Below are 22,115 nucleotides of genomic sequence, written 5' to 3' on the forward strand. Positions count from 1 at the left end.
ATGAATAAAATAAAGAATTATCGGTGGCATATGATTGCCCTCGTATGCTTTATCACTGTAATCAATTATCTGGACAGAACGGCGTTAGGTATTGCAGCTCCAACTATTATGGAGACAACTGGAATAACCAAAGAGCAATATTCATGGATTGTCAGTGCATTCCAGTTGGCCTATACATTAGGGCAACCGGTAATGGGCTTCTTTATTGATACCGTGGGTTTGAAGTTAAGTTTTGCGATATGTGCCGCAGTCTGGGGGCTGGCAACAATGGGTCATGCGTTGACCGGAACATGGTCAGGTCTGGCATTTATGCGCGCCCTGATGGGTTTCAGCGAAGCGTCGGCCATTCCGGCGGGTGTAAAAACCGCATCAACATGGTTCCCGGCAAAAGAGCGTGGCGTGGCGACAGGTGTTTTCAATATGGGCACCTCACTCGGCGCGATGCTTGCACCACCGTTGATTGCCTGGTGCATTATGTTTCATAGCTGGCAATTTGCGTTTATTGTCTCAGGTAGCCTTGCTTTGCTCGCGGCTTTATTTTGGTTCTTTTGTTATAAAGATCCGAAAGATGCCAAACGCCTTTCTGATGAAGAGCGCCACTATATTGAATCAGGGCAAGAACAGCATCTTAAAACAGATAAGAAAGAAAAAACGTCAATCAAGCATATCCTCAGCCAACGTAATTTCTGGGGGATTGGCATCGCGCGGTTTCTCGCAGACCCGGCATGGGGAACCATTAACTTCTGGGTGCCGATTTTCTTCGTCGAAACGCTGCATTTTAGCCTGAAAGAAATTGCCATGTTCGTCTGGCTGCCTTTCCTGCTGGGCGACCTCGGCTGTTTAGCCAGTGGTTTTGTCGCGAAGTTCTTCCACGATCGCGGCGTGAGTTTAATTAACTCACGAAGAATTACCTTCACTATTGCAGCCGTCATTATGATGACGATTGGTCTGGTGAGTATTGTCGAAAATCCCTACATTGCCGTATTACTGATTAGTATTGGCGCGTTCTCGCATCAATGTCTTTCTACTGTGGCAGCAACTCTGGGTGGCGATCTGTTCAAAAAAGACGAAGTCGCTACCGCAGTGGGTATGGCAGGAGCCTGTGCGTGGAGCGGTCAGTTGATTTTCAACCTGTTCATCGGGGCATTCGTTCACATTATCGGCTTCGCGCCGTTCTTTATTGCCCTGGCTTTCTTTGACATTATTGGCGCTATTGCGTTATGGACGCTTATCAAAGTTAAAGATGAAGAACCGCAAGTACAGTTAGCGACAAGCTAATTAATAGATATCAGAGCGTTATATTGTCAGTTGTAACGCTTTCGCTATAAAGCAAAACGCCGACCAATGGTCGGCGTTTTTACGTCTCGTTGAATAACGAATTATTCAGCTACTACGTTTACGATCACTTTCGCGAATACTTCGCTGTGAACCTGGAAGCTCACTTCGTGTTCGCCAGTGGTACGCAGAACGCCGTTCGGCAGACGAACTTCGCTCTTAGCCACTTCAACGCCAGCTGCAGTTACAGCGTCAGCGATGTCGCGAGTACCGATGGAACCGAACAGCTTACCTTCGTCGCCAGCTTTAGACGCGATGGTAACAGTTTCCAGTGCATTGATTTTCTCAGCGCGAGCATTAGCAGCTGCCAGAACTTCAGCCAGTTTAGCTTCCAGTTCAGCGCGACGTGCTTCGAAGAATTCAATGTTTTTCTTGGTAGCTGGAACAGCTTTACCCTGCGGTACCAGGAAGTTACGAGCATAGCCCGCTTTAACGTTTACCTGATCACCCAGGCTACCCAGGTTTGCTACTTTATCAAGCAGAATAACTTGCATTACCTTATCCTCTCAAAGTCGTATTAATGGACCGTGACCGATTACTGATGGCGATCAGTGTACGGCAGCAGGGACAGGTAGCGAGCGCGTTTGATAGCGCGAGCCAGCTGACGCTGGTATTTTGCACGGGTACCGGTGATACGGCTTGGGACAATCTTACCGCTTTCGGTGATGTAGTTTTTCAGCGTAGCGATATCTTTATAGTCGATCTCTTGAACGCCTTCCGCGGTGAAACGGCAGAACTTGCGACGACGGAAATAACGTGCCATATGGCTAGTCTCCAGAATCTATCAATTCAATCTGCTCGGCATGCAAAACCATTTTGCTCAGTCCGTTCTTTGCCTTGTGGCATGAAATGAACCCCTGAACGGTTATGCGACTGCCGACCGTTATACTGTGAGTAATGGCCTGGTTTTCGTGTCCGCTAACAATAACGGGCATTTGGCACCACGCCTGCCGGTGAAAACCGGCTTCCTCCTGCACAGAACGATGCTCAAGCACGAACTGGCAGTGAGGAATTCCTGATGGACTGACCTTTCGAAGGGGAGTCCTGCACACGGTGCCGGACAACACCAGACGGTTGGTCATCAGAAATTACTCTTCAGAATCCCCAGCTTCAGCATCATCAGCGGTTTCGTTTGCGAAATCATCGCGACGCTCACGGCGCTCGTCTTTCGCTTTAACCATCGGAGATGCTTCGGTAACAGCGTGCTTGGTACGCATAACCATGCTGCGGATAACGGCATCGTTGAAGCGGAAGGTAGTTTCCAGCTCATCGATCACTTCCTGCGGAGCTTCAACGTTCATCAGAACGTAGTGTGCTTTGTGCAGTTTGTTGATCGGGTAAGCCAGCTGACGGCGGCCCCAGTCTTCCAGACGGTGGATCTTGCCTTCTGCACCAGTGATGGCAGCAGTGTAGCGCTCGATCATGCCCGGAACCTGTTCGCTCTGGTCAGGATGGACCATAAAAACGATTTCGTAATGACGCATCGAATTGCTCCTTACGGATTATTCAGCCTCCTGTCTGGGTCAGCCGAATCCCGGGGAGGCAAGGAACGTGTTAAAGGTCGGCTGAAAAATGACGCGTTATAGTACTGGTATGCTCCGTTAAACTCAAGGCCAGCCGACAAATAAATCTCATCTTTCACCAAATCGTACTAACCCGCTGATTTGAAGTTCATCACATTCCATTACGGTATTTTTTTGAACAACTGCATCAGAAATGGTCACCATCAACTTCTTTATCATTGATTAAAATTAAATCAGAAGATCATCACAGAGGAGCGCGTACAAAGACAGCCGTCGAGGAGGTATCTATGTTCAGTCGTGTTTTAGCCCTTCTGGCTGTGCTTTTGCTAAGTGCAAATACATGGGCAGCTATTGAAATTAATAACCACCAGGCCAGAAATATGGACGATGTGCAAAGCTTAGGCGTGATTTATATCAATCATAATTTCGCCACTGAGAGTGAAGCACGTCAGGCATTAAATGAAGAGACCGATGCGCAGGGCGCAACGTACTACCACGTGATTCTAATGCGGGAACCGGGGAGTAACGGCAACATGCACGCCAGCGCGGATATTTATCGCTAGCACCAGGTATAACCAACGAAATATTGCCATAGTTTGCTTTGCCCCCTTCTCAGGGGGCTTTTTTACGCGGACATTCAACGAATAACGACTTCCGGGTCCGGCTCATGGGTAATGCGATTACGTAAGTCGCGGCGCATTATTTCTATTACCCAGAACCAGAAAATATGCCCAAGAATTTCAGAGACATATTCGTCAAAAGGCAGTTGACTGAGCGGCGGCGTTAAATTCAGCGCCGGGCAAAAAATACCGTGAACTGCTACTGTCACAATAAGCCCTGCTAATACCCCCTGCCATAATTTCACTTTCGGGAAAATTTCCGCGACAACACAATAGCCTATCGCAAAAACCAGTGAGAAGATGATATGCGTTACCATTACCGGGTTAATGATATGTTCCGAGAATGTATACACCGTTTGTGTTGGATCGATGCCTAAATAATCCCGTAAAAAGATATACGGCGGATTAAATTCATCACGACCACCGGAAAATGTGCGTGGCGGCAACGGAACTTCTGCTCCCCATTTAACAAATGCCGAAATAATTCCTGAAAGAACTCCCACCAGTAACGCCACGCCATACCGGCGACGTTGCGGATCAGTTCTGACAAACAATCCACTGATAGTCATAAAAACACCTGTTGTTTATACGATTTTTTAACTGAAGAGGCCCCGGAATCAGACCAATTACATCCCTCAGGAGGTAATAATTCCGGGGCGCACTGATTACTTCTGCCCGTAATAGGCGTTGGGCCCGTGCTTACGCATGAAGTGTTTGTTCATGAGATAACTGTCGATGTGATTCAGTTGTGGGTTAATGCCGCGCGCAATCCACGCCATTTTTGCCACTTCTTCCATCACCACCGCGTTATGCACCGCATCGTGAGCATCTTTCCCCCAGGCAAATGGCCCGTGCTGATACACCACAATTCCCGGCGTATGCAGCGGCTCGGCATCGCCCAGCGTTTCGATAATCACTTTGCCGGTGTTCAGTTCATACTCACTCTGCACTTCTTCTTCGCTTAATCCACGCGTACACGGGATGTCGCCAAAGAAGTAGTCAGCGTGCGTGGTGCCTAACGCCGGAATTGCCAGCCCCGCCTGCGCCCATGCGGTGGCATGAGTGGAGTGGGTATGCACGATGCCGCCAAGCGACGGGTAACGACGGTAGAGTTCGAGATGCGTCGCGGTGTCTGAAGAGGGACGATACTGACCGTCGACCACTTCACCGCTCATATCAACCACCACCATATCGTCTGCTTTCATGGTTTCGTAGGCGACGCCGCTGGGCTTGATCACCACCAGCCCGCGTTCGCGGTCAATGGCGCTGACGTTGCCCCAGGTAAAGGTCACCAGCCCGTAACGCGGCAGATCCATGTTGGCTTCAAACACCTGCTGTTTCAGCTTTTGCATTATGCCGCCTCCACCATGCCTGCTTTGGCCATGCGCGCTTTCACCCAATCACGCGCTTTTGCCACTTCCGCCGCCGGGTCCTCCGCCGTTTCGCTCCACATCTCAATCAGGTACGGCCCGCAATAGCCACTCTGTTTGAGCGTTTCGAAGCAACGTTCGAAATCCACAACGCCTTCGCCAAACGGTACGTTTTTGAAGACGCCCGGTTTGGTGTCTTTCACATGCACCGCGACGATATGCCCTATTCCAGCCTGCAATTCCATCTGCACGTCGTTGTCCCACGCCGACAGGTTGCCGATATCCGGGTAGAGCTGGAACCATGGGTTGTTGAGATAGTGCGCGTAGCCCAGCGCCTTGCTGATGGAGTTCATCAGTGGGTAATCCATGATCTCCATCGCCAGCGTCACCTGCGCGCGACTCGCCATCTCAACGCTCTCTTTCAGGCCGTCACGGAAACGACGACGCGTTTCGTTATTGGCTTCCTGGTAGTAAACGTCATAGCCCGCCAGTTGGATCACGCGAATGCCGACGTCCTGCGCGAACTGGATAGCTTTGCGCATAATTTCCAGCCCCTGCGCCCGCACCGCGTCATCTTCACTGCCCAACGGGAAACGACGGTGGGCAGAAAGGCACATAGACGGCACGCGCACACCGGTTTCCACAATTGCATTCACCAGCGCCAGACGCTGTTCGCGGCTCCAGTCGAGGCGCGACAGGCGATCGTCCGTTTCATCCACCGACATCTCGACAAAATCGAAGCCTAACGTTTTTGCCAGTTGCAGCCGTTCCAGCCAGCACTCCCCGGCGGGGAGTGCTTTTTCATAGATGCCAAGCGGGATTTGTTTGGACAACATATCCGCTCCTTAGCCCCACAGTTCGGCGATGGAACGTTTGAACTGACGCGCGGCTTCAACCGGAGACGCAGCGTCACGGATGCTGCGACCTGCGATAAACACATGAATCGGAATACCTTTGAACAGCGGCAGATCTTCCAGCGCCAGGCCACCGGTGACGGTCACTTTGAAGCCCATATCGGAAAGACGTTTGATCGCGGTAATGTCCGCTTCGCCCCACGCCACGCCTGCGGCCTGCGCGTCACGGCTGCGGTGATATACTACTTGCTGAATGCCTGCATCGCGCCACTGCTGCGCCTGTTCCCAGGTCCAGTAACCGGTCAGTTCGATCTGTACGTCACCGTTAAACTCTTTTGCCACGTCCAGCGCGCCTTTGGCGGTATTGATATCCGCACAGCAAATCACGGTCACCCAGTCAGCGTTGGCTTCAAAACACATACGAGAAAGAATTTTGCCCGCATCGGCAATTTTGGCGTCTGCCAGCACAATTTTATGCGGGTAGAGTGCTTTCAGATCGCGAACCGCACGCACGCCTTCGCCTACGCAAAGAATGGTGCCCACTTCGATAATGTCGACTTCTTCAGCAATCAGGCGAGTGGTTTCGTAGGCGCTATCCATAGTCTGGTTGTCCAGCGCGACTTGCAACATGGGTAATGACATCTTCAATTCCTTCTTAAGCAGCCGCGTTGGTGCGGTCAATTAAATCCAGTACTTCCTGCTCGGTACGGCAGGCACGTAAACGGTCGAAATTCTCTTCATCTTCAAACAGGTTGACGATTTGCATGATGCCCACTTCCTGGTGAGTGTTGGCATCGACCGCCGCCATCGTGATGAGGATATCTACCGGGTCGTTATCTTCATGGTTAAACTCGAGCGGTTTTTTCAGCGTCACCAGTGCAAAGCCGGTTTTTTTAACGCCCTCTTCCGGGCGTCCGTGCGGCATTGCCAGGCCTGGCGCGAGCACAAAGTACGGGCCGTGCTGTTCAACCGCATCCAGAATCGCCTGGTAGTAACGCGGCTCGACAATGTCCGCCGCCACCAGCAGATCAACACCAATTTTTACCGCTTCCTGCCAGGTTTCAGCCTCAGCCTGTAGACGGATGGATTTATTTTCCGCCAGCGAATCACGTAATTTCATAGCGCGCCCTTACTTCACGTCCTGCGGGAAATGCTCTTTGATCACTTCCAGCAGTTTCGGGCCAAAGTCGGCAGGAGAGAGCATGTTGCGCACGCCAACCACATATTTGTTGCCAGTAACGGTGATTTCACCCGCGATATGTGTGGATGCGATGATGATATCCGCACCGCTCAACTCACTTTTATATTCGCCAACTGCGCAGCTATTTACCGTGTGGTCGATGTTCGACTGGGTTAAAAACTGGTCCACTTTCATCTTCATGATCATGGAACTACCTTGTCCGTTGCCACACACAGCCAGAATACGTACGGTCATAATCAAAACTCCTTATTAAGCAGACTGTTCTGCCAGTTGTTTTTCTGCATCTTCTTCTGCGCGCAGCGCGCGGCCAGCGAAGAACATATAAGCCAGTGCAATGACGATGATGACGGCCATAAAGGCGATACCGATGGAGAAGAAGCCCTGCATCATCGGCGGCGCCAGAATCGACCAGTCCGCCATGCCCATCCAGGCGCTCATCCCGGTGAGTTTCACCGCCCAGACACAGCCAAAGATTTCAATCATCCCCATCACCAGACAAATTTTCAGTGCTGCACGCCAGCCGCCGAAGTGGTTAGCGAACACGCCGATGGTGGCGTTGGAGAAGAACATTGGAATAAAGCCCGGAATAATCAGGATTGAAGAACCGCAGGCGACCAGGATACCAACCGCAATCAACTGACCGATAGTGCCCCACATAAAGCCCCAGACCACGGCGTTTGGCGCGAAGCTATAGATAGCCGCACAGTCAATCGCCAGAACCGCACCAGGGATCAGGCGCTGGGAGATACCGTTAAATGCTTCAGAGAGTTCCGCCACAAACATGCGCACGCCCTGAGTGATGATGAAAATCGCTACCGCAAAGGAGAAACCGGTTTGCAGGATGTAGACCGTCCAGTGCACTTTGCCTGCCATCGCCTGTACGGTGTCGATACCGAAGGAGAGCAGAATGGCGCCAAAGAAGATGGTCATCACAATCGCCGTGGAGACGATGTTATCGTGGAAAATGTTCAACCAGCCCGGCAATTTGAGGTCTTCAACGCTCTCCTCTTTTTTGCCCAGGAACGGCGCGACTTTATAAGCAATCCATGATGCAAACTGCTGCTGGTGACCAATGGAGAAACCGCAGCCGTCCGTCACTTCCTGAGTCGGCTTGTACATCATGTTGGAGGTGATGCCCCAATAGAGCGAAACCAGAATCGCAGTGCAGATAATGGTCGTCCACATGGAGTAGCCGAAAATAAACAACGTAACGGCAATCAGCCCGGCCTGCTGGAACATAATGTGGCCGGTCAGCATGATGGTGCGAATGCCGGTAATACGACGCAGCAGCACGTAACAGATGTTCAACGCCAGAGCCAACAGCACCGCGTACCCCACCCAGCTATAGGCATCGCCCATGCGCTCGATAGTGGCCATCATCGATGCGTAAGTATCTGAAATCGCACCGTTGATGCCGTAGACTTCCGACATTTTCGCCACCACCGGTTTGAAGGTGCTGGTCAGGATGCCGGACCCTGCCTGCAACAACATGAAACCAATAATGGTTTTAATCGTACCTTTGATAATCACGCTGACACTTTTGCGCAGCAGGATGTAGCCCAGACAGGTCACAATACCCAGCAGTAACGGGGCATTGGTCATGACCTGGTTAAAAAACACGGTAAAGATGTTGTAGAGGATCTCCATAACGATCTCCTGAAGAAGAGGTAACCGGGTATTCCACACACCCGGAATGTTGTGCACTCACTCTAATTTTCAAAAGTAATCACAACAAGATTATTTATGATTAAATGTGACGCGGCACGCAAATAATTCCACAACGAAAGTATGTGATTCACATAAAGAAACAATTAATCATTTAAATTCATTCAGTTAATTTGTTTACACATTCCATTAAATCTTTCCACAGCCAAAATTCACAACAACTCACCAGGCCGAAAGTCAAAAAATGGTCATTGCCTTCCTGAAAAAATAGTGTCAGGATTAATCAAAACCAATCAATTATTGATTCAAATTGAACCATCATGAAGGTAAATGGCGATGAGTAAAGTGAAAAGTATCACCCGTGAATCCTGGATCCTGAGTACTTTCCCGGAGTGGGGTAGCTGGCTGAATGAAGAAATTGAACAGGAGCAGGTCGCACCAGGCACATTCGCGATGTGGTGGCTCGGCTGTACCGGGATCTGGTTGAAATCGGAAGGCGGCACCAACGTTTGCGTCGATTTCTGGTGCGGTACTGGTAAACAAAGTCACGGCAACCCGCTGATGAAACAGGGTCACCAGATGCAGCGCATGGCGGGCGTGAAAAAACTGCAACCAAACCTGCGTACCACGCCGTTTGTTCTTGATCCGTTTGCAATTCGCCAGATCGACGCGGTGCTGGCGACTCACGATCACAACGATCATATCGACGTGAACGTGGCAGCCGCCGTGATGCAGAACTGCGCTGATGACGTACCGTTTATCGGGCCGAAAACCTGCGTGGATTTATGGATTGGCTGGGGCGTGCCGAAAGAACGTTGCATCGTGGTCAAACCGGGCGATGTAGTAAAAGTGAAAGACATTGAAATTCATGCGCTTGACGCTTTCGACCGTACTGCACTGATCACTCTGCCTGCGGATCAAAAAGCGGCTGGCGTACTGCCGGACGGCATGGACGATCGCGCGGTGAACTACCTGTTCAAAACGCCTGGCGGCTCCCTGTATCACAGTGGCGATTCCCACTACTCTAACTACTATGCGAAACATGGTAACGAGCATCAGATCGATGTGGCGTTAGGCTCGTACGGTGAGAACCCGCGCGGTATTACCGACAAAATGACCAGTGCCGATATGCTGCGTATGGGTGAAGCCCTTAATGCGAAAGTGGTTATCCCGTTCCACCACGATATCTGGTCAAACTTCCAGGCCGATCCGCAAGAGATCCGCGTGCTGTGGGAGATGAAAAAAGATCGTCTGAAATATGGCTTCAAGCCGTTTATCTGGCAGGTTGGCGGCAAGTTCACATGGCCGCTGGATAAAGACAATTTCGAGTACCATTATCCGCGCGGTTTTGACGATTGCTTCACCATTGAACCGGATCTGCCGTTCAAATCGTTCCTGTAATCTGTCGCTTATACCGGATAGCGTAAAGATGTTCGCGCTATCCGGCGTAGTATTTTCTGGCTATTTCAAATATAATCTAAAAAAATCAAATTTTATCGGAATAGCTCATGACTGAAGCACAAAGACATCAAATTCTCCTGGAAATGCTCGCACAACTGGGCTTTGTGACTGTTGAGAAAGTCGTTGAGCGTCTGGGAATTTCCCCTGCTACCGCGCGACGCGATATCAATAAACTCGACGAAAGCGGCAAACTGAAAAAAGTGCGCAATGGCGCAGAAGCGATTACCCAGCAGCGACCGCGCTGGACGCCGATGAATCTGCATCAGGCGCAAAATCACGATGAAAAGGTACGTATCGCTAAAGCGGCCTCGCAGCTGGTTAATCCGGGCGAAAGCGTAGTCATCAACTGCGGCTCCACCGCGTTTCTGCTTGGGCGGGAAATGTGTGGCAAGCCAGTGCAAATCATCACTAATTATCTACCGCTGGCAAATTACCTGATCGATCAAGAACATGACAGCGTGATCATTATGGGTGGACAGTACAACAAAAGTCAGTCCATCACTTTAAGCCCGCAGGGCAGCGAAAACAGTCTCTATGCCGGGCACTGGATGTTTACCAGCGGTAAAGGGCTGACCGCAGAAGGGTTGTATAAAACCGATATGCTGACAGCAATGGCAGAGCAGAAGATGCTGAGCGTGGTAGGGAAACTGGTGGTACTGGTTGATAGCAGTAAGATTGGCGAACGCGCGGGAATGCTTTTTAGCCGTGCCGATCAAATTGATATGCTGATCACCGGCAAAAATGCTAACCCGGAAATCCTGCAACAACTGGAAGCGCAAGGGGTCAGCATTCTGCGTGTTTAAAGATGCTGGCGGAAAAATGTCACGGCGGTATCTAACGCCTCAGGTGTAATACGGTGGCGCACGCCTGGCTGCCATGAACAGGTTAGCCATTTATCCCGTCCCGTCTCGCTTAAGGCCTGCTGCAAACGTAGTGATTCGTCGGCAGGCACGACGTCGTCGTCAAGGCCATGCCACAGCAGGAGCGGCCTGTCCCCGAGTTGTTCCAGGTGGTTTGTTGCTTCCCACTCCAACAGTGGCGCGATAATGTTATTAAATTCATTCTGCTGTGCTGCGGTTTCGGGTATTAGCGGCGGAAACAGAGAACGGGCAAGCGATGAGAAATAGCCCGATCCCATCATGCTGGCGGTACATTTCACCGTGGGGTGGCGAGCGGCAATCCCCAGCGCCGTCATCGCGCCCATCGATGCGCCACCAACCGCCAGGCGTTCATCAAGCAGCCATTTTTCTTCGGCTATTGCCGCACGTAAGGTAGTGAATTCCTGCATACTTTGTAGCAAGATTTGCCAGAATTGATTTAACCGTCGCGGTACGTCGCCACTAAAACGGCTACCGTGATCGGGCGCATCCGGCATAATCACCCGCAAACCAGCCTGTGCCAACGCGACGGCAAAATAGCTATACACCAGGCTGGATGAAGTAAAACCGTGATAAAAAATCACGCATGGTAACGGTGTTTCTTTTTGCCCTGTGGGATAAGCGTGAAGAACGGGAATATCTGCCAGCACGCGCGATTCTAATTCAATCATCTATTTCTCCTTTGGGTCTGGTATGACATGAACAAATCTTTAGCACAAGTTTCTGCTGGCAGTATTAGTTCATAATGTTGAGATGTGGATTACGCTTTCGCTAAGTTTTCATTCGAAAATCGCGTACCAGGTAACAATTCGGGAACATTCCCCCAAAGTTAAATTAATAAGGCACTACACTATGGTTAGCAGGAAACGTAATAGCGTTATTTCCCGGTTTGCCAGTTTATTATTGGTGTTGATGTTAAGCGCCTGTAGCGCACTGCAAGGTACGCCACAGCCAGCGCCGCCAGTAACGGATCATCCGCAAGAGATTCGCCGCGACCAAACCCAGGGGTTGCAGCGAATAGGTAGCGTAAGCACGATGGTTCGGGGCTCTCCGGATGACGCATTAGCAGAAATCAGAGCGAAAGCTGTCGCTGCAAAAGCTGATTATTACGTTGTCGTCATGGTGGATGAAACCATCGTGACAGGACAGTGGTATTCACAAGCCATTTTATACTCTAAATAATTCGAGTTGCAGGAAGACGACAAGCGAGTGAATCCCCAGGAGCTTACATAAGTAATTGACTGGGGTGAGTGAACGCAGGCGCAGCACATGCAACTTGAAGTATGACGAGTATATACCGTAAATAAATCAGACAACTTACATAGCCAGCTTTACATTGCTTTGCGTCCCTATGTGTTTACCTGTGCACAATAAATTACCGGCTGGAAGCTCGGGCGTTTATTACCGCGATGGAATGCCCTGCATCATGTGGGGAAACGAAAAATGGAGCTGACGATGAAACAATTACTTGCCTCACCCTCGCTACAATTAGTGACTTATCCTGCGAGCGCCACGGCACAGTCTGCAGAATTCGCCAGTGCTGACTGCGTGACGGGCCTGAATGAAATAGGTCAGATCTCGGTTAACAATATTTCAGGGGATCCGCAGGACGTGGAACGTATCGTGGCGTTAAAGGCCGATGAACAGGGGGCATCATGGTATCGCATTATTACCATGTACGAAGACCAGCAGCCCGATAACTGGCGCGTACAGGCGATACTGTATGCATGAATGTCATCAACATCGAATAAACAATGCCGGATGCGGCGCCTGCGCCTTATCCGGCCTACAAATCCTAAGATAAGACGCGCCAGCGTCGTATCAGGCGTACTCGCTTACAAAAACACGCCTCCCGTCGCCCGCAGTAATAAATCATTCTGGATCTGCTCTGACACCCGCACGCCACCGCGCGTATCTAACATTATCTGACACCACGCCTGTGCCATTGGCGGTGAAGCATATTTCAACATTTGTGCGCCGCAACCCAGCAGGAATAGCTGATGAGTGATCTCTCGCCCAAGCTCTTCAGTAGGTTTGCGCAGTTGCTGCTGTAATCGACGAACCGCACGATCAAAATAACGATCTTGCCCTTTCACTTCCATAAACGCTTCCGACAGTAAGTCGTATACACCCGCCTGCTTATTGAGAACGCGCAGCACATCCAGACACATGATGTTGCCAGAACCTTCCCAAATACTGTTTACCGGCATCTCCCGATAAAGACGCGGCAGCTCGCTCTCCTCGCAATAGCCAATTCCGCCCAGCACTTCCATCGCTTCAGCCACAAACGGAATACCACTTTTGCAAATCACAAACTTCGCCGTTGGGGTGAATAAGCGCGCCCACAGGGCTTCTTTGGCATCGGCGCGTCGATCCCACGCCCGCGCCAGACGAAAAAGCAATGCCGTTTGCCCTTCAAGCTGAAGCGCCATACGACTTAAGACATGACGCATCAGAGGCTGTTGGATCAATGGATTACCAAAAACATGGCGTTGATGTGCATGATAAATCGCCAGCGAGAATGCACGGCGCATCATGGCATGGCTACCCAGGGCGCAATCAAAACGCGTCATCCCGCCCATTTTCAGGATCAGGCGAATACCTTCTCCTTCCTGCCCCAACAACCAGCCAATGGCGTCCTGAAACTCCACTTCGCAACTGGCGTTAGAGCGATTACCCAGCTTATCTTTCAGCCGCTCGAGGCGAATCGCATTGCGTTGCCCGTCAGGCAAAAATCGCGGCACAAAAAAGCAGGACAGACCGCCCGTGGTCTGCGCCAGCACCAGATGCGCATCGCTTTGCGGCACCGAGAAAAACCATTTATGCCCCACCAGCCGATAAGAGCCATCTTCCAGACGCTCTGCCCGTGTGGTATTGCTCATAACATCAGAGCCGCCCTGCTTTTCCGTCATTCCCATGCCAATCAACAGGCCGCGTTTTTGCCCGCCTGGCAATAAGTGGGAATCGTAGCGATCGCTCAACAGTGGCGTGGTCCAGTCCTGAAACGGCGCGGGTAGCATCTGTAACAACAATGGCGTGGCGGCAAAGGTCATCGTTATCGGGCATAACGACCCAGCCTCAACCTGCGCATGTAACATGAAACGCGCCGCCCGCGCCACAAATGCGCCGGAGCGAGCGTCTTCTTCCCAGGCCAGATTGTGTACCCGATTAGTACATAGCGCCTGCATCAGCAGGTGCCATGCAGGATGAAAACGCACATCGTCCAGACGGCGCCCCTGCGCGTCATAGCGCAACAATTCAGGCGGATTCACATTTGCCAGCCGCCCCAGTTCAAGGGATTCAGCCGTTCCTAACTGCTGACCAATACTGGCAAGAAAATCGCTATCCCAGCCAGCACCTTCACGCGTTACCGCTTCACAGAGCGCGCCATCAGACAGGTATAAGTTGCTGTTATTTAATGGTATAGGTTGATTGAAAACGGTGTGAGTTTGCCAGTGCACTGTGTCTCCCTCCATCAATGGCAGTCACCATTAGTATGGTCACTGCCACGGATTCCTGACAGAAAGAGATTGCTAAAACATTCTTAACCCGCAATGTAATGCGGAACAAAACGCGAAGTGTCTTTAGTGATCAGCGTGTTATCTTCGCGAATACCCATTCCGCACGCTTCATCATCGACAATCCAGCTACCAATCAGTGTGTAGCTATCGCCAAAACGCGGCAGCGGTTGAAATGCCTGGTAGATCATCGGTTCATCGGCGTAATCACCATCAGCATGGTCAACGACATCATTCTGACCGTTGAAAATGGTGACGTTGCCGCCTTCGCGCGAGTAGATCGGTTTACGCACATAGCTTTCGCCAGCGGCAATCTGCGGTTTTTCGCCCTCAAACCAGGAGGCCAGAAGGTTAGGATGACCAGGGAAGAAGCGCCAAAGCAACGGCATTAACCCTTTATTGCTCAATATGCTTTTCCATAGCGGCTCCACCCATTGCTCACGGCGCTTGCGCAGCAGAGGACCGTTATCGTCACGCATCATCCACTCCAGCGGATACAGCTTAAATGCACGCTGGATGACGTTATCATCAAGATCGGTCAGCACGCCGCCGACGCCCAGGCCAAGATCTTCAATGTAGATAAACCGCGACTCCTGCCCTGCCTGCTGGGCGCAGTCCTGCAAGTACAGCACGGTACTCCTGTCTTCATCGGTGTCCTGACAGCAGCAAAAATAAAACGGCTCCCGACTGTAAAGTTCACTAAAGCGCGAGATGAGGCGTTCCTGAATGGCATTGTACTGATCGGCGTCACGTGGAATAACGCCGCTGCGCCGCGCATCCTCCAGCCATAGCCACTGGAAATATGCCGACTCATACAACGAAGTCGGCGTATCGGCGTTGTACTCAAGCAGCTTCACCGGCGCATTACCACACCAGGCAAAATCCATCCGACCATACAGCGAAGGATCGCGCGCCCGCCAGCTTTCAGCGATCACATCCCAGTACAACGGCGGGATCGCCAGTTGCGTCAGGATCTGTTCATCTTTAACCGCACGTTCCACCACCTCAAGGCACATCTGATGTAACTCTGCGGTTGGTTTTTCGATCTGCTCTTCAATCTGGCGCAGAGTAAAGCGATAGGCTCGACTCTCATCCCAATAGATCTCATTATCGATAATATGAAAGTCGAAACCGTTGTCGGCGGCGATCTGGTCAAGATCCTGCCGCACAGGGACGTTATGTCTCAGCATGATTAGCCTCCCCAATGCCCACGGGCGCTGGAGGAGCGACCATAGCCGCCGCGCGAAACCGTTGAGGCTTTTCTGGTGGTAAAGCTGCCCGAGGAGTAAGACTCTTTTTTGCCAGAACCGGAGCGCCAGGAGTAATCACCGGAAGTGCTGCGCCAGACGGGGCGCGAAGCATAAGAGGAACCGCCGCTGTTATAAACAAACTGCTCATCGCGATCTTTACGAATAACCCGGCTTAATAAAAATCCAGATATTACCGGGATCCAACTCTGTTCAACGTTGTCGTAGTAACAATTTTCATACTTAGACTGACAATTCTGCTGAGTCATATTCTTCGGAACATCGGCATAAAACGCCGCTTTGGCATTGTTCCAGCCATGCGCACAGATGTCTGAATTATTACCGTCATCAATACAATCCTGCACTGTCGAATAAAACGTTCCGTCGCCGTCGTTATCGACATCGCCGCTATCGGCACAACCTTTCAATACGAAAAAAGCGGCACCGCCCATTAGCGCCAACGTTAAGTATTTTTGTGCGTAGCGATTGCGACGCGGTTCAAAAGGATTATTCGGTCTACCAATGCGACTGATCGCTCCGTGACCAATTTTACTGTTATTTCTTGATTTGCGTTTTCTGGCCATGATCGTCCATTACCATGTCATACAAGCTGCGTTAAAAATACCGCCAGCCAGCGCGGCGGTTCCCATAAACATTCCTGCCGCAGTGTTGTGATTAATAATTTTATCGCTTAATGCCGGCATATAAAGTCTGACGCCAGCAAAAACGAGTAACTGAATTACCAGTGCGATTCCGCCCCAGGCAAAATAATCTGGAATACTCACCGCATTGATTGCCGCACTGGATAATGGAATAACGTAACCCAACAACGTGCCGCTGAACGCCAGCGACGCCGCAGTGTTATTATTCTTGATCAACTGCCATTCATTATGCGGAGTAATTTTGGAATAGATAAAAAGAAAGATAATCACCATAGCTACGCCGATAAAAAAATAGGCGCTAAAAGCGAGGAGTGAATCCAGTATATGCATTGTAAACGTCCCTGTAATTAACCAATAATATGAAGTGATGTCAGTGGGATATCGACACCCAGCGCGCGAGACAATAACCACTCCGGTTCACCGAGGTCGTTAAAAGATTCCTCACCATTTAACAGCAAATATTCATAGGTATCTTCGGTCACCTGCCGCTGGTAACCCATAGTAAAATTATGCACTTCCCATTTGGCATGGTTTTGATTTTCTACTTTTTCCAGCATGTAAACGGGTTCAATATTTCCCGGTTCTTCACTGTTAAAAAATCGCTGCCAGCGTTTTTCCTGCCAGTTTAAGGTTATCGCCCCCATCGCTTTGGCGTTGATCGCCTCGCGCCAGTGGCTTTCTTTGCTGATACCGTAGCTCTCTTCATAGACAAAGAGCTTGATATCATCAATGTCATCAATATCTTCGCCGCCGGTGGCGTTGATTTGCAGAAATTCATCGCCGGAAGTGTAATAGCGAAAAATCTGACTACCGCCGCCCAGATCGATGCGGCTGACGGCGGCCACGGTATATTCTTCACCCGGTAACTCGATCAGCAATGCCTCTTCCAGCAAACGAAACGCTAACGTGTCGAGCGTAAAGCCACTATTGAGGTGGAGTCCCAGCGGACCACGATTAATAGCAGGCTTATCATCCTTGCCAAACAGGCGCTGGAAAAAACCAGACATATTTTATCCTTAAAATAGTTGCCAGCCTTGCAGTGAGGCTGGCAAAAAAATTACTCACCCTGTTGGCGTTGCAGTCTTGCCAGCACATCCTGGGCACTGCTTTTATTGGTGCCGCCAATTCCGGCTTCCGCCAGCTTTTCATCGAGGTCGCGACCGTCTGCGACTTTCTCCAGCTGTGCGGCAGCATCCAGACGAGCCTGACGTTCGGCCTGACGCGTTTGCAGGCGTTTTAAGGATTCTGCCGCTGTCGAAACGCTGGAAGACGCGCCAACTGTAGATGTCGTCACAGCCTGCTGCGCACGTTGCATAGCTTCAGTGGCCTTAACAACTTCCATTTGCTGCTCAAACTGAGCGATACGCTGTGCCGTCGCCGCAACCGCTTTTTCCACGCCATCGCGGGAAACTTCCAGATTCGACAATACTTGTTCTTCAGCGGTAATAAGATTCTCAAGACGCGCGATTTCTTCAGCAACTTCATTAATCAACGATGGATTAACGTTCTTACTTAACGCTTCCAGCGCACGGGCTTCCAGACCCGCTTTACGTGCACGTAAGTCTTTCAGTTTGTCGTTGCTTAATTTCACTCGTGCCAGCAGATCGACGCGAGATTTCCCGGCTTTATCCAGTTCAGCTTTAGCGTCGCGAATATGTTGTTCCAGCATCCGCACACCCTGGGTTTCTTCAATGGACTCTTCCGCCTGCGCGATAAATGATTTCCCCAGCGTAAATAAACTTTTTAAAATCCCCATAAATACGAATCCTTGTAATTAGTGTGAATATTCTTCAGTAATTTCAGCCAGATCCAATGCGTTATCCACCAGCGTGGTTATCTCCAGCAGGATGTCGTCAAGGGAAGATTTAAGCGATAACGCCCCGAAAACGATGTAATACTCTTCCTGTTGCATACTGGAGATCCCTACCGATGACAGCGGCATCATCTTCTGATTTCTTAATAAGAAGGTATTAAATTCATCTGGATTGCTGATACTACTTACCGGACAAATAAAGGTTTCGATAATCATTTGGCGGGAAGTAAAAAGAATATTGATTTGCAAATCGCCATAATCATTCATTTTAATAATTAATGCGTTCTCGCTATTTGTTACATCAATATTTTGTTCAGGTACAGTTTGCAGCGCCGTCGCCAGCACCAACGAATTCCATGTCATATATTATTCCATATAGATTAAATTTAATTATTAATAAAATGAATATTTATAGAGCGTAATTATCTTACCAGCTATAGATAAAAAAAACCATCCAAATATGGATGGTTTTTTATAATTCAGAGAAATTAGCTACGCTGGCGAACTGCTTCAAATAAGCAAATTCCGGTCGCAACCGAAACGTTCAGGGAAGAAACGCTACCTGCCATCGGAATACTAATCAGTTCATCGCAATGTTCACGGGTCAGGCGACGCATACCTTCACCTTCCGCGCCCATCACCAGCGCCAGGCGTCCGGTCATTTTGCTCTGATAAAGCGTATGATCCGCTTCACCTGCCGTACCGACGATCCAGATATTCTCTTCCTGCAACATACGCATAGTACGCGCCAGGTTGGTTACCCGAATCAGCGGAACACTTTCTGCCGCGCCACAGGCCACTTTTTTCGCCGTGGCGTTGAGTTGCGCGGAGCGATCTTTCGGCACAATCACCGCATGAACACCAGCGGCGTCTGCGCTACGCAGGCACGCGCCGAGGTTATGCGGATCGGTTACACCGTCGAGGAGCAACAGGAACGGCTGATCGAGCGAAGCAATCAGATCTGGCAGATCGTTTTCCTGATACTGACGACCTGGCTTCACGCGGGCGATAATGCCCTGATGCACGGCACCGTCGCTTTTCTCGTCGAGATATTGGCGGTTTGCCAGCTGGATAACCACGCCCAAGGACTCAAGGGCGTGAATCAGCGGCAACAGACGTTTATCTTCACGGCCTTTTAAAATAAAGACTTCCTGAAAACGTTCAGGGGCGCGCTCCAGCAGGGCCTGCACTGCGTGGATGCCGTAAATCATTTCGCTCATTAATGTACTCGTTATTTACGTTTTGCCTGATGCGCTACGCTTATCTGGCCTACGGATAATTCACCCTCTTCTTTTTGAAGAGAGCGAGATTGCTGACAAACAAGTTCACTCGTTAACGTGGGCACGGTTTTCTCCCCCTGGAAGGCGAATGGGCCCAGGTAAGGGCAATTATAGGCGCCAGTGCTGGCCTGTTCCCCTCACCCTAACCCTCTCCCCAAAGGGGCGAGGGGACTGTCCGAGTGAATTTTTGCGTTGGTCATAATACTAACCCTCTTCTGTTTGAAGAGGGTAATGATCACTCTGCCACTTTTTTCTTCGCCGCACGCTTCGCTTTGGTTGCAGCGGCTATTTTCTGCGTTTTAGCCGATGGCTTCTTCGCTTTTTTCGCGTCTTTCTTCGCCGCTTTCGGCTTCGCTTTTTTCTCACCACGGAAGGCGCTGTCTGGCTCAAAGTTTACCTTTTTGCCGACCTGACGACGCTTACCGCCTTTTTTGCCTGCATCGCCTTTTTTGGCTTTCTCGCGCGCCGTTTTACCGACGTTGCGCGGTGCGCGTTCGCTGGAGATCAGGCTAAAGTCGATTTTGCGCTCGTCCATATTAACCGCTTCGACGCGAACTTCCACGCGATCGCCCAGGCGATAAGTCTGGCCGCTGGATTCGCCCATCAGGCGTTGTCCGACTTGATCAAAGCGATAGTAGTCGTTGTCCAGCGAAGAGACGTGAACCAGACCATCGATGAATAAGTCATCCAGACGAACAAAGAAACCGAAGCCTGTGACGCTGGAAATTACACCTTTAAATACGTTACCAACCTGATCGAGCATGAAGTCACACTTCAGCCAGTCAGCCACATCGCGCGTTGCTTCGTCGGCACGACGTTCCGCCATCGAACAGTGCTGACCCAGTTGCAGCATCTCTTCCATCGAATAATGGTAGCCGCCAGTTTCAGTGGTGTTGCCCTGATGCCCCTGCTCTTTCGCCAGCAGATACTTAATGGCGCGGTGCAGCGTCAGGTCAGGATAACGACGAATCGGTGAAGTAAAGTGCGCATAGGACTGCAATGCCAGACCGAAGTGACCACGGTTTTCCGGATCATAAATCGCCTGTTTCATTGAACGCAGCAGCATGGTTTGCAGCATTTCTGCGTCAGGACGATCGGCAACCGACTCCAGCAGCTCCGCGTAGTCACGCGGTTCCGGCTTGTTACCGCCCGGCAGTTCCAGCCCCAGCTCTGCCAGTACAGAGCGGAAAGAGGTAATCGCCTCAGTGCTCGGCTTGTCGTGTATACGGAACAGTGCGGGTTCTTTGGCTTTCTCAACGAAACGCGCCGCCGAGATATTCGCCAGAATCATACACTCTTCAATTAATTTGTGCGCGTCGTTACGCTGAGTCTGTTCGATACGTTCAATACGGCGTTCAGCGTTGAAAATGAACTTCGCTTCTTCGCTCTCAAACGAGATCCCGCCGCGTTCTTCACGAGCTTTATCCAGCACTTTATAGAGGTTATGCAACTCTTCGAGATGCTTAACCAGCGGGGCGTACTGCTCGCGCAGATCCTGATCGCCCTGCAGAATATGCCAGACTTTGGTGTAGGTCAGGCGCGCGTGAGAGCTCATCACCGCTTCGTAGAATTTGTAGCCAGTCAGGCGACCTTTCGACGAAATGGTCATCTCGCACACCATACACAGGCGGTCTACCTGTGGGTTGAGCGAACACAGGCCGTTAGAGAGCACTTCCGGCAGCATCGGGATAACCTGCGACGGGAAGTACACCGACGTACCACGGTTACGCGCTTCTCTGTCCAGCGGCGTTGGCGGACGCACATAGTAGCTGACATCGGCAATTGCGACCCATAAACGCCAGCCGCCGCCGCGTTTTTTCTCGCAGTAAACTGCATCGTCAAAGTCGCGGGCGTCTTCGCCATCAATGGTGACCAGCGGTAAATCGCGCAGATCGACACGGCCTGCTTTTGCTTCTTCCGGCACTTCTTCTTTCAGTCCGGCAACCTGTTGCTCAACGGCCTGTGGCCAGATGTACGGGATTTCATGGGTGCGCAGAGCGATATCAACCGCCATGCCGGTGCCCATATTATCGCCAAGTACCTCGACGATTTTACCCACCGCTTTGGTTCGACGAGTCGGGCGTTGGGTCAGTTCGACCACCACCACAAAGCCCATCCGCGCGCCCATGATCTGATCTGGCGGGATTAAGATATCGAAGCTCAAACGGCTGTCGTCAGGAACCACAAAGCCGACGCCCGCTTCGGTAAAGTAGCGACCAACAATCTGGCTGGTTTTTGGCACCAGTACACGGACAATACGCGCTTCACGGCGGCCTTTACGGTCAGCGCCCAGCGGCTGCGCCAGCACCTGATCGCCATGAATGCAGGTTTTCATCTGCTCGCTGGAGAGATACAAATCATCTTTACGTCCTTCAACCCGCAGAAAGCCGTAGCCATCACGGTGACCAATAACTGTACCTTTCACCAGATCGAGGCGTTCCGGCAGCGCATAGCACTGACGGCGAGTGAAGACCAGTTGACCGTCGCGCTCCATCGCGCGCAGGCGGCGACGCAGGCCTTCAAGCTGCTCTTCGCCTTCAATGTGCAGTTCTACAGCCAGCTCATCACGGCTGGCCGGTTTTTCACGTTTGGTTAAATGTTCGAGGATAAATTCCCGACTAGGGATGGGATTCGCGTATTTTTCAGCTTCGCGTTCCTGGAAAGGATCTTGTGACATCTCGGTTCCTC

At 50.9% G+C, this 22,115-nt stretch carries 27 protein-coding genes; 6 read left to right on the forward strand and 21 right to left on the reverse strand.

Annotated elements, in window-relative coordinates; genetic code table 11:
- Entirely contained in the window at positions 1–1,278 is a 1,278-nt protein-coding gene (locus tag A7098_RS12290) for an MFS transporter (protein WP_001033619.1), read from the forward strand.
- A gap of 101 nt (positions 1,279–1,379) precedes the next feature.
- Here the strand turns inward: A7098_RS12290 and rplI are convergent, their stop codons facing one another.
- From rplI to rpsF, 4 genes are read right to left on the reverse strand one after another with little or no spacing between them, the layout of a single operon-like run.
- Positions 1,380–1,829, reverse strand: a complete 450-nt coding sequence (gene rplI / locus A7098_RS12295) for a 50S ribosomal protein L9 (RefSeq protein WP_001196062.1) — start codon at positions 1,827–1,829, stop codon at positions 1,380–1,382.
- A gap of 41 nt (positions 1,830–1,870) precedes the next feature.
- Positions 1,871–2,098, reverse strand: coding sequence for a 30S ribosomal protein S18 (gene rpsR / locus A7098_RS12300; protein ID WP_000135199.1), 228 nt, complete (start codon positions 2,096–2,098; stop codon positions 1,871–1,873).
- A gap of 4 nt (positions 2,099–2,102) precedes the next feature.
- Entirely contained in the window at positions 2,103–2,417 is a 315-nt protein-coding gene (priB, locus tag A7098_RS12305; RefSeq protein WP_001296681.1) for a primosomal replication protein N, read from the reverse strand.
- A gap of 6 nt (positions 2,418–2,423) precedes the next feature.
- Positions 2,424–2,819: a 30S ribosomal protein S6 gene (rpsF, locus tag A7098_RS12310; protein ID WP_001216676.1), complete on the reverse strand. Its 396-nt coding sequence runs from the start codon at positions 2,817–2,819 to the stop codon at positions 2,424–2,426.
- Positions 2,820–3,145: 326 nt separating this feature from the next.
- On the opposite strand from rpsF, the gene yjfY reads away from it, so the two are divergent.
- Complete coding sequence (gene yjfY, locus A7098_RS12315; RefSeq protein ID WP_000492914.1) at positions 3,146–3,421, forward strand: DUF1471 family protein YjfY; 276 nt, start codon at positions 3,146–3,148, stop codon at positions 3,419–3,421.
- A 74-nt stretch (positions 3,422–3,495) separates the two neighbouring features.
- Here yjfY and A7098_RS12320 read toward each other — a convergent pair whose 3' ends face one another.
- The 7 genes from A7098_RS12320 to ulaA form a co-directional block, all read right to left on the reverse strand.
- Complete coding sequence (locus A7098_RS12320; protein ID WP_000155761.1) at positions 3,496–4,047, reverse strand: DUF1440 domain-containing protein; 552 nt, start codon at positions 4,045–4,047, stop codon at positions 3,496–3,498.
- 96 nt (positions 4,048–4,143) lie between these two features.
- Entirely contained in the window at positions 4,144–4,830 is a 687-nt protein-coding gene (gene ulaF / locus A7098_RS12325; RefSeq protein WP_105280871.1) for an L-ribulose-5-phosphate 4-epimerase UlaF, read from the reverse strand.
- Positions 4,830–5,684, reverse strand: coding sequence for an L-ribulose-5-phosphate 3-epimerase UlaE (gene ulaE / locus A7098_RS12330; RefSeq protein WP_000949498.1), 855 nt, complete (start codon positions 5,682–5,684; stop codon positions 4,830–4,832). Before ulaE ends, ulaF begins: the two co-directional genes overlap by 1 nt.
- A gap of 9 nt (positions 5,685–5,693) precedes the next feature.
- Complete coding sequence (gene ulaD, locus A7098_RS12335) at positions 5,694–6,344, reverse strand: 3-keto-L-gulonate-6-phosphate decarboxylase UlaD (RefSeq protein WP_000056760.1); 651 nt, start codon at positions 6,342–6,344, stop codon at positions 5,694–5,696.
- 13 nt (positions 6,345–6,357) lie between these two features.
- Positions 6,358–6,822, reverse strand: a complete 465-nt coding sequence (gene ulaC / locus A7098_RS12340) for a PTS ascorbate transporter subunit IIA (RefSeq protein ID WP_000776514.1) — start codon at positions 6,820–6,822, stop codon at positions 6,358–6,360.
- A gap of 9 nt (positions 6,823–6,831) precedes the next feature.
- Positions 6,832–7,137 carry a PTS ascorbate transporter subunit IIB gene (gene ulaB / locus A7098_RS12345; RefSeq protein ID WP_000218362.1) on the reverse strand — a complete coding sequence of 102 codons (306 nt, stop codon included), beginning with the start codon at positions 7,135–7,137 and terminating at the stop codon, positions 6,832–6,834.
- A gap of 15 nt (positions 7,138–7,152) precedes the next feature.
- Positions 7,153–8,550, reverse strand: a complete 1,398-nt coding sequence (gene ulaA / locus A7098_RS12350; RefSeq protein WP_001355100.1) for a PTS ascorbate transporter subunit IIC — start codon at positions 8,548–8,550, stop codon at positions 7,153–7,155.
- A gap of 354 nt (positions 8,551–8,904) precedes the next feature.
- Between ulaA and ulaG the strand changes: the two genes are divergently transcribed.
- Both ulaG and ulaR read left to right on the forward strand, forming a co-directional pair.
- The gene (gene ulaG, locus A7098_RS12355; RefSeq protein ID WP_001295191.1) at positions 8,905–9,969 is read left to right on the forward strand and encodes an L-ascorbate 6-phosphate lactonase; all 1,065 of its coding nucleotides are present in this window, start codon (positions 8,905–8,907) and stop codon (positions 9,967–9,969) included.
- Positions 9,970–10,076: 107 nt separating this feature from the next.
- Complete coding sequence (gene ulaR / locus A7098_RS12360) at positions 10,077–10,832, forward strand: HTH-type transcriptional regulator UlaR (RefSeq protein ID WP_000133631.1); 756 nt, start codon at positions 10,077–10,079, stop codon at positions 10,830–10,832.
- Here the strand turns inward: ulaR and yjfP are convergent.
- On the reverse strand, positions 10,829–11,578 hold the full coding sequence (yjfP, locus tag A7098_RS12365; RefSeq protein ID WP_105280872.1) for an esterase: 750 nt from the start codon (positions 11,576–11,578) through the stop codon (positions 10,829–10,831). The genes ulaR and yjfP overlap by 4 nt on opposite strands.
- A gap of 181 nt (positions 11,579–11,759) precedes the next feature.
- On the opposite strand from yjfP, the gene bsmA reads away from it, so the two are divergent.
- Both bsmA and yjfN read left to right on the forward strand, forming a co-directional pair.
- Positions 11,760–12,089, forward strand: a complete 330-nt coding sequence (gene bsmA, locus A7098_RS12370) for a biofilm peroxide resistance protein BsmA (protein WP_000254628.1) — start codon at positions 11,760–11,762, stop codon at positions 12,087–12,089.
- 273 nt (positions 12,090–12,362) lie between these two features.
- Entirely contained in the window at positions 12,363–12,638 is a 276-nt protein-coding gene (gene yjfN, locus A7098_RS12375) for a DUF1471 family protease activator YjfN (RefSeq protein WP_010348195.1), read from the forward strand.
- Between the two features lie 104 nt (positions 12,639–12,742).
- Here yjfN and A7098_RS12380 read toward each other — a convergent pair whose 3' ends face one another.
- The 9 genes from A7098_RS12380 to rnr all read right to left on the reverse strand — a co-directional run bounded on the left by A7098_RS12380 (position 12,743) and on the right by rnr (position 22,104).
- Positions 12,743–14,368 carry an isovaleryl-CoA dehydrogenase gene (locus A7098_RS12380; RefSeq protein WP_024212398.1) on the reverse strand — a complete coding sequence of 542 codons (1,626 nt, stop codon included), beginning with the start codon at positions 14,366–14,368 and terminating at the stop codon, positions 12,743–12,745.
- An 83-nt stretch (positions 14,369–14,451) separates the two neighbouring features.
- Positions 14,452–15,615, reverse strand: a complete 1,164-nt coding sequence (locus A7098_RS12385) for a glutathionylspermidine synthase family protein (RefSeq protein WP_032226426.1) — start codon at positions 15,613–15,615, stop codon at positions 14,452–14,454.
- A 2-nt stretch (positions 15,616–15,617) separates the two neighbouring features.
- Positions 15,618–16,256 (reverse strand): DUF1190 domain-containing protein, encoded by a 639-nt coding sequence (locus tag A7098_RS12390; RefSeq protein WP_105280873.1) that lies wholly within the window; start codon positions 16,254–16,256, stop codon positions 15,618–15,620.
- A gap of 9 nt (positions 16,257–16,265) precedes the next feature.
- A complete protein-coding gene (locus A7098_RS12395) occupies positions 16,266–16,664 on the reverse strand; it encodes a DUF350 domain-containing protein (protein ID WP_000547757.1) in 399 nt (132 codons plus the stop codon).
- Between the two features lie 17 nt (positions 16,665–16,681).
- A complete protein-coding gene (locus A7098_RS12400) occupies positions 16,682–17,341 on the reverse strand; it encodes a YjfK family protein (protein ID WP_105280874.1) in 660 nt (219 codons plus the stop codon).
- 50 nt (positions 17,342–17,391) lie between these two features.
- Positions 17,392–18,090 carry a PspA/IM30 family protein gene (locus A7098_RS12405; RefSeq protein ID WP_000511939.1) on the reverse strand — a complete coding sequence of 233 codons (699 nt, stop codon included), beginning with the start codon at positions 18,088–18,090 and terminating at the stop codon, positions 17,392–17,394.
- 18 nt (positions 18,091–18,108) lie between these two features.
- A complete protein-coding gene (locus A7098_RS12410) occupies positions 18,109–18,510 on the reverse strand; it encodes a DUF2170 family protein (RefSeq protein ID WP_032226430.1) in 402 nt (133 codons plus the stop codon).
- A 125-nt stretch (positions 18,511–18,635) separates the two neighbouring features.
- The gene (gene rlmB, locus A7098_RS12415; RefSeq protein WP_032226431.1) at positions 18,636–19,367 is read right to left on the reverse strand and encodes a 23S rRNA (guanosine(2251)-2'-O)-methyltransferase RlmB; all 732 of its coding nucleotides are present in this window, start codon (positions 19,365–19,367) and stop codon (positions 18,636–18,638) included.
- A gap of 295 nt (positions 19,368–19,662) precedes the next feature.
- Positions 19,663–22,104 (reverse strand): ribonuclease R, encoded by a 2,442-nt coding sequence (rnr, locus tag A7098_RS12420; protein ID WP_000076288.1) that lies wholly within the window; start codon positions 22,102–22,104, stop codon positions 19,663–19,665.
- Between the last annotated feature and the right edge of the window lie 11 nt (positions 22,105–22,115).

Source organism: Escherichia sp. MOD1-EC7011 (genome assembly GCF_002965005.1).
GTDB lineage: Bacteria > Pseudomonadota > Gammaproteobacteria > Enterobacterales > Enterobacteriaceae > Escherichia > Escherichia ruysiae.

Excerpts from the sequence above, each read along its gene's own strand:
- A7098_RS12290 (WP_001033619.1), top strand. The coding sequence starts at position 1 with ATGAATAAAATAAAGAATTATCGGTGGCATATGATTGCCCTCGTATGC.
- rplI (WP_001196062.1), bottom strand. The coding sequence starts at position 1,829 with ATGCAAGTTATTCTGCTTGATAAAGTAGCAAACCTGGGTAGCCTGGGT.
- rpsR (WP_000135199.1), bottom strand. The coding sequence starts at position 2,098 with ATGGCACGTTATTTCCGTCGTCGCAAGTTCTGCCGTTTCACCGCGGAA.
- priB (WP_001296681.1), bottom strand. The coding sequence starts at position 2,417 with ATGACCAACCGTCTGGTGTTGTCCGGCACCGTGTGCAGGACTCCCCTT.
- rpsF (WP_001216676.1), bottom strand. The coding sequence starts at position 2,819 with ATGCGTCATTACGAAATCGTTTTTATGGTCCATCCTGACCAGAGCGAA.
- yjfY (WP_000492914.1), top strand. The coding sequence starts at position 3,146 with ATGTTCAGTCGTGTTTTAGCCCTTCTGGCTGTGCTTTTGCTAAGTGCA.
- A7098_RS12320 (WP_000155761.1), bottom strand. The coding sequence starts at position 4,047 with ATGACTATCAGTGGATTGTTTGTCAGAACTGATCCGCAACGTCGCCGG.
- ulaF (WP_105280871.1), bottom strand. The coding sequence starts at position 4,830 with ATGCAAAAGCTGAAACAGCAGGTGTTTGAAGCCAACATGGATCTGCCG.
- ulaE (WP_000949498.1), bottom strand. The coding sequence starts at position 5,684 with ATGTTGTCCAAACAAATCCCGCTTGGCATCTATGAAAAAGCACTCCCC.
- ulaD (WP_000056760.1), bottom strand. The coding sequence starts at position 6,344 with ATGTCATTACCCATGTTGCAAGTCGCGCTGGACAACCAGACTATGGAT.
- ulaC (WP_000776514.1), bottom strand. The coding sequence starts at position 6,822 with ATGAAATTACGTGATTCGCTGGCGGAAAATAAATCCATCCGTCTACAG.
- ulaB (WP_000218362.1), bottom strand. The coding sequence starts at position 7,137 with ATGACCGTACGTATTCTGGCTGTGTGTGGCAACGGACAAGGTAGTTCC.
- ulaA (WP_001355100.1), bottom strand. The coding sequence starts at position 8,550 with ATGGAGATCCTCTACAACATCTTTACCGTGTTTTTTAACCAGGTCATG.
- ulaG (WP_001295191.1), top strand. The coding sequence starts at position 8,905 with ATGAGTAAAGTGAAAAGTATCACCCGTGAATCCTGGATCCTGAGTACT.
- ulaR (WP_000133631.1), top strand. The coding sequence starts at position 10,077 with ATGACTGAAGCACAAAGACATCAAATTCTCCTGGAAATGCTCGCACAA.
- yjfP (WP_105280872.1), bottom strand. The coding sequence starts at position 11,578 with ATGATTGAATTAGAATCGCGCGTGCTGGCAGATATTCCCGTTCTTCAC.
- bsmA (WP_000254628.1), top strand. The coding sequence starts at position 11,760 with ATGGTTAGCAGGAAACGTAATAGCGTTATTTCCCGGTTTGCCAGTTTA.
- yjfN (WP_010348195.1), top strand. The coding sequence starts at position 12,363 with ATGAAACAATTACTTGCCTCACCCTCGCTACAATTAGTGACTTATCCT.
- A7098_RS12385 (WP_032226426.1), bottom strand. The coding sequence starts at position 15,615 with ATGCTGAGACATAACGTCCCTGTGCGGCAGGATCTTGACCAGATCGCC.
- A7098_RS12390 (WP_105280873.1), bottom strand. The coding sequence starts at position 16,256 with ATGGCCAGAAAACGCAAATCAAGAAATAACAGTAAAATTGGTCACGGA.
- A7098_RS12395 (WP_000547757.1), bottom strand. The coding sequence starts at position 16,664 with ATGCATATACTGGATTCACTCCTCGCTTTTAGCGCCTATTTTTTTATC.
- A7098_RS12400 (WP_105280874.1), bottom strand. The coding sequence starts at position 17,341 with ATGTCTGGTTTTTTCCAGCGCCTGTTTGGCAAGGATGATAAGCCTGCT.
- A7098_RS12405 (WP_000511939.1), bottom strand. The coding sequence starts at position 18,090 with ATGGGGATTTTAAAAAGTTTATTTACGCTGGGGAAATCATTTATCGCG.
- A7098_RS12410 (WP_032226430.1), bottom strand. The coding sequence starts at position 18,510 with ATGACATGGAATTCGTTGGTGCTGGCGACGGCGCTGCAAACTGTACCT.
- rlmB (WP_032226431.1), bottom strand. The coding sequence starts at position 19,367 with ATGAGCGAAATGATTTACGGCATCCACGCAGTGCAGGCCCTGCTGGAG.
- rnr (WP_000076288.1), bottom strand. The coding sequence starts at position 22,104 with ATGTCACAAGATCCTTTCCAGGAACGCGAAGCTGAAAAATACGCGAAT.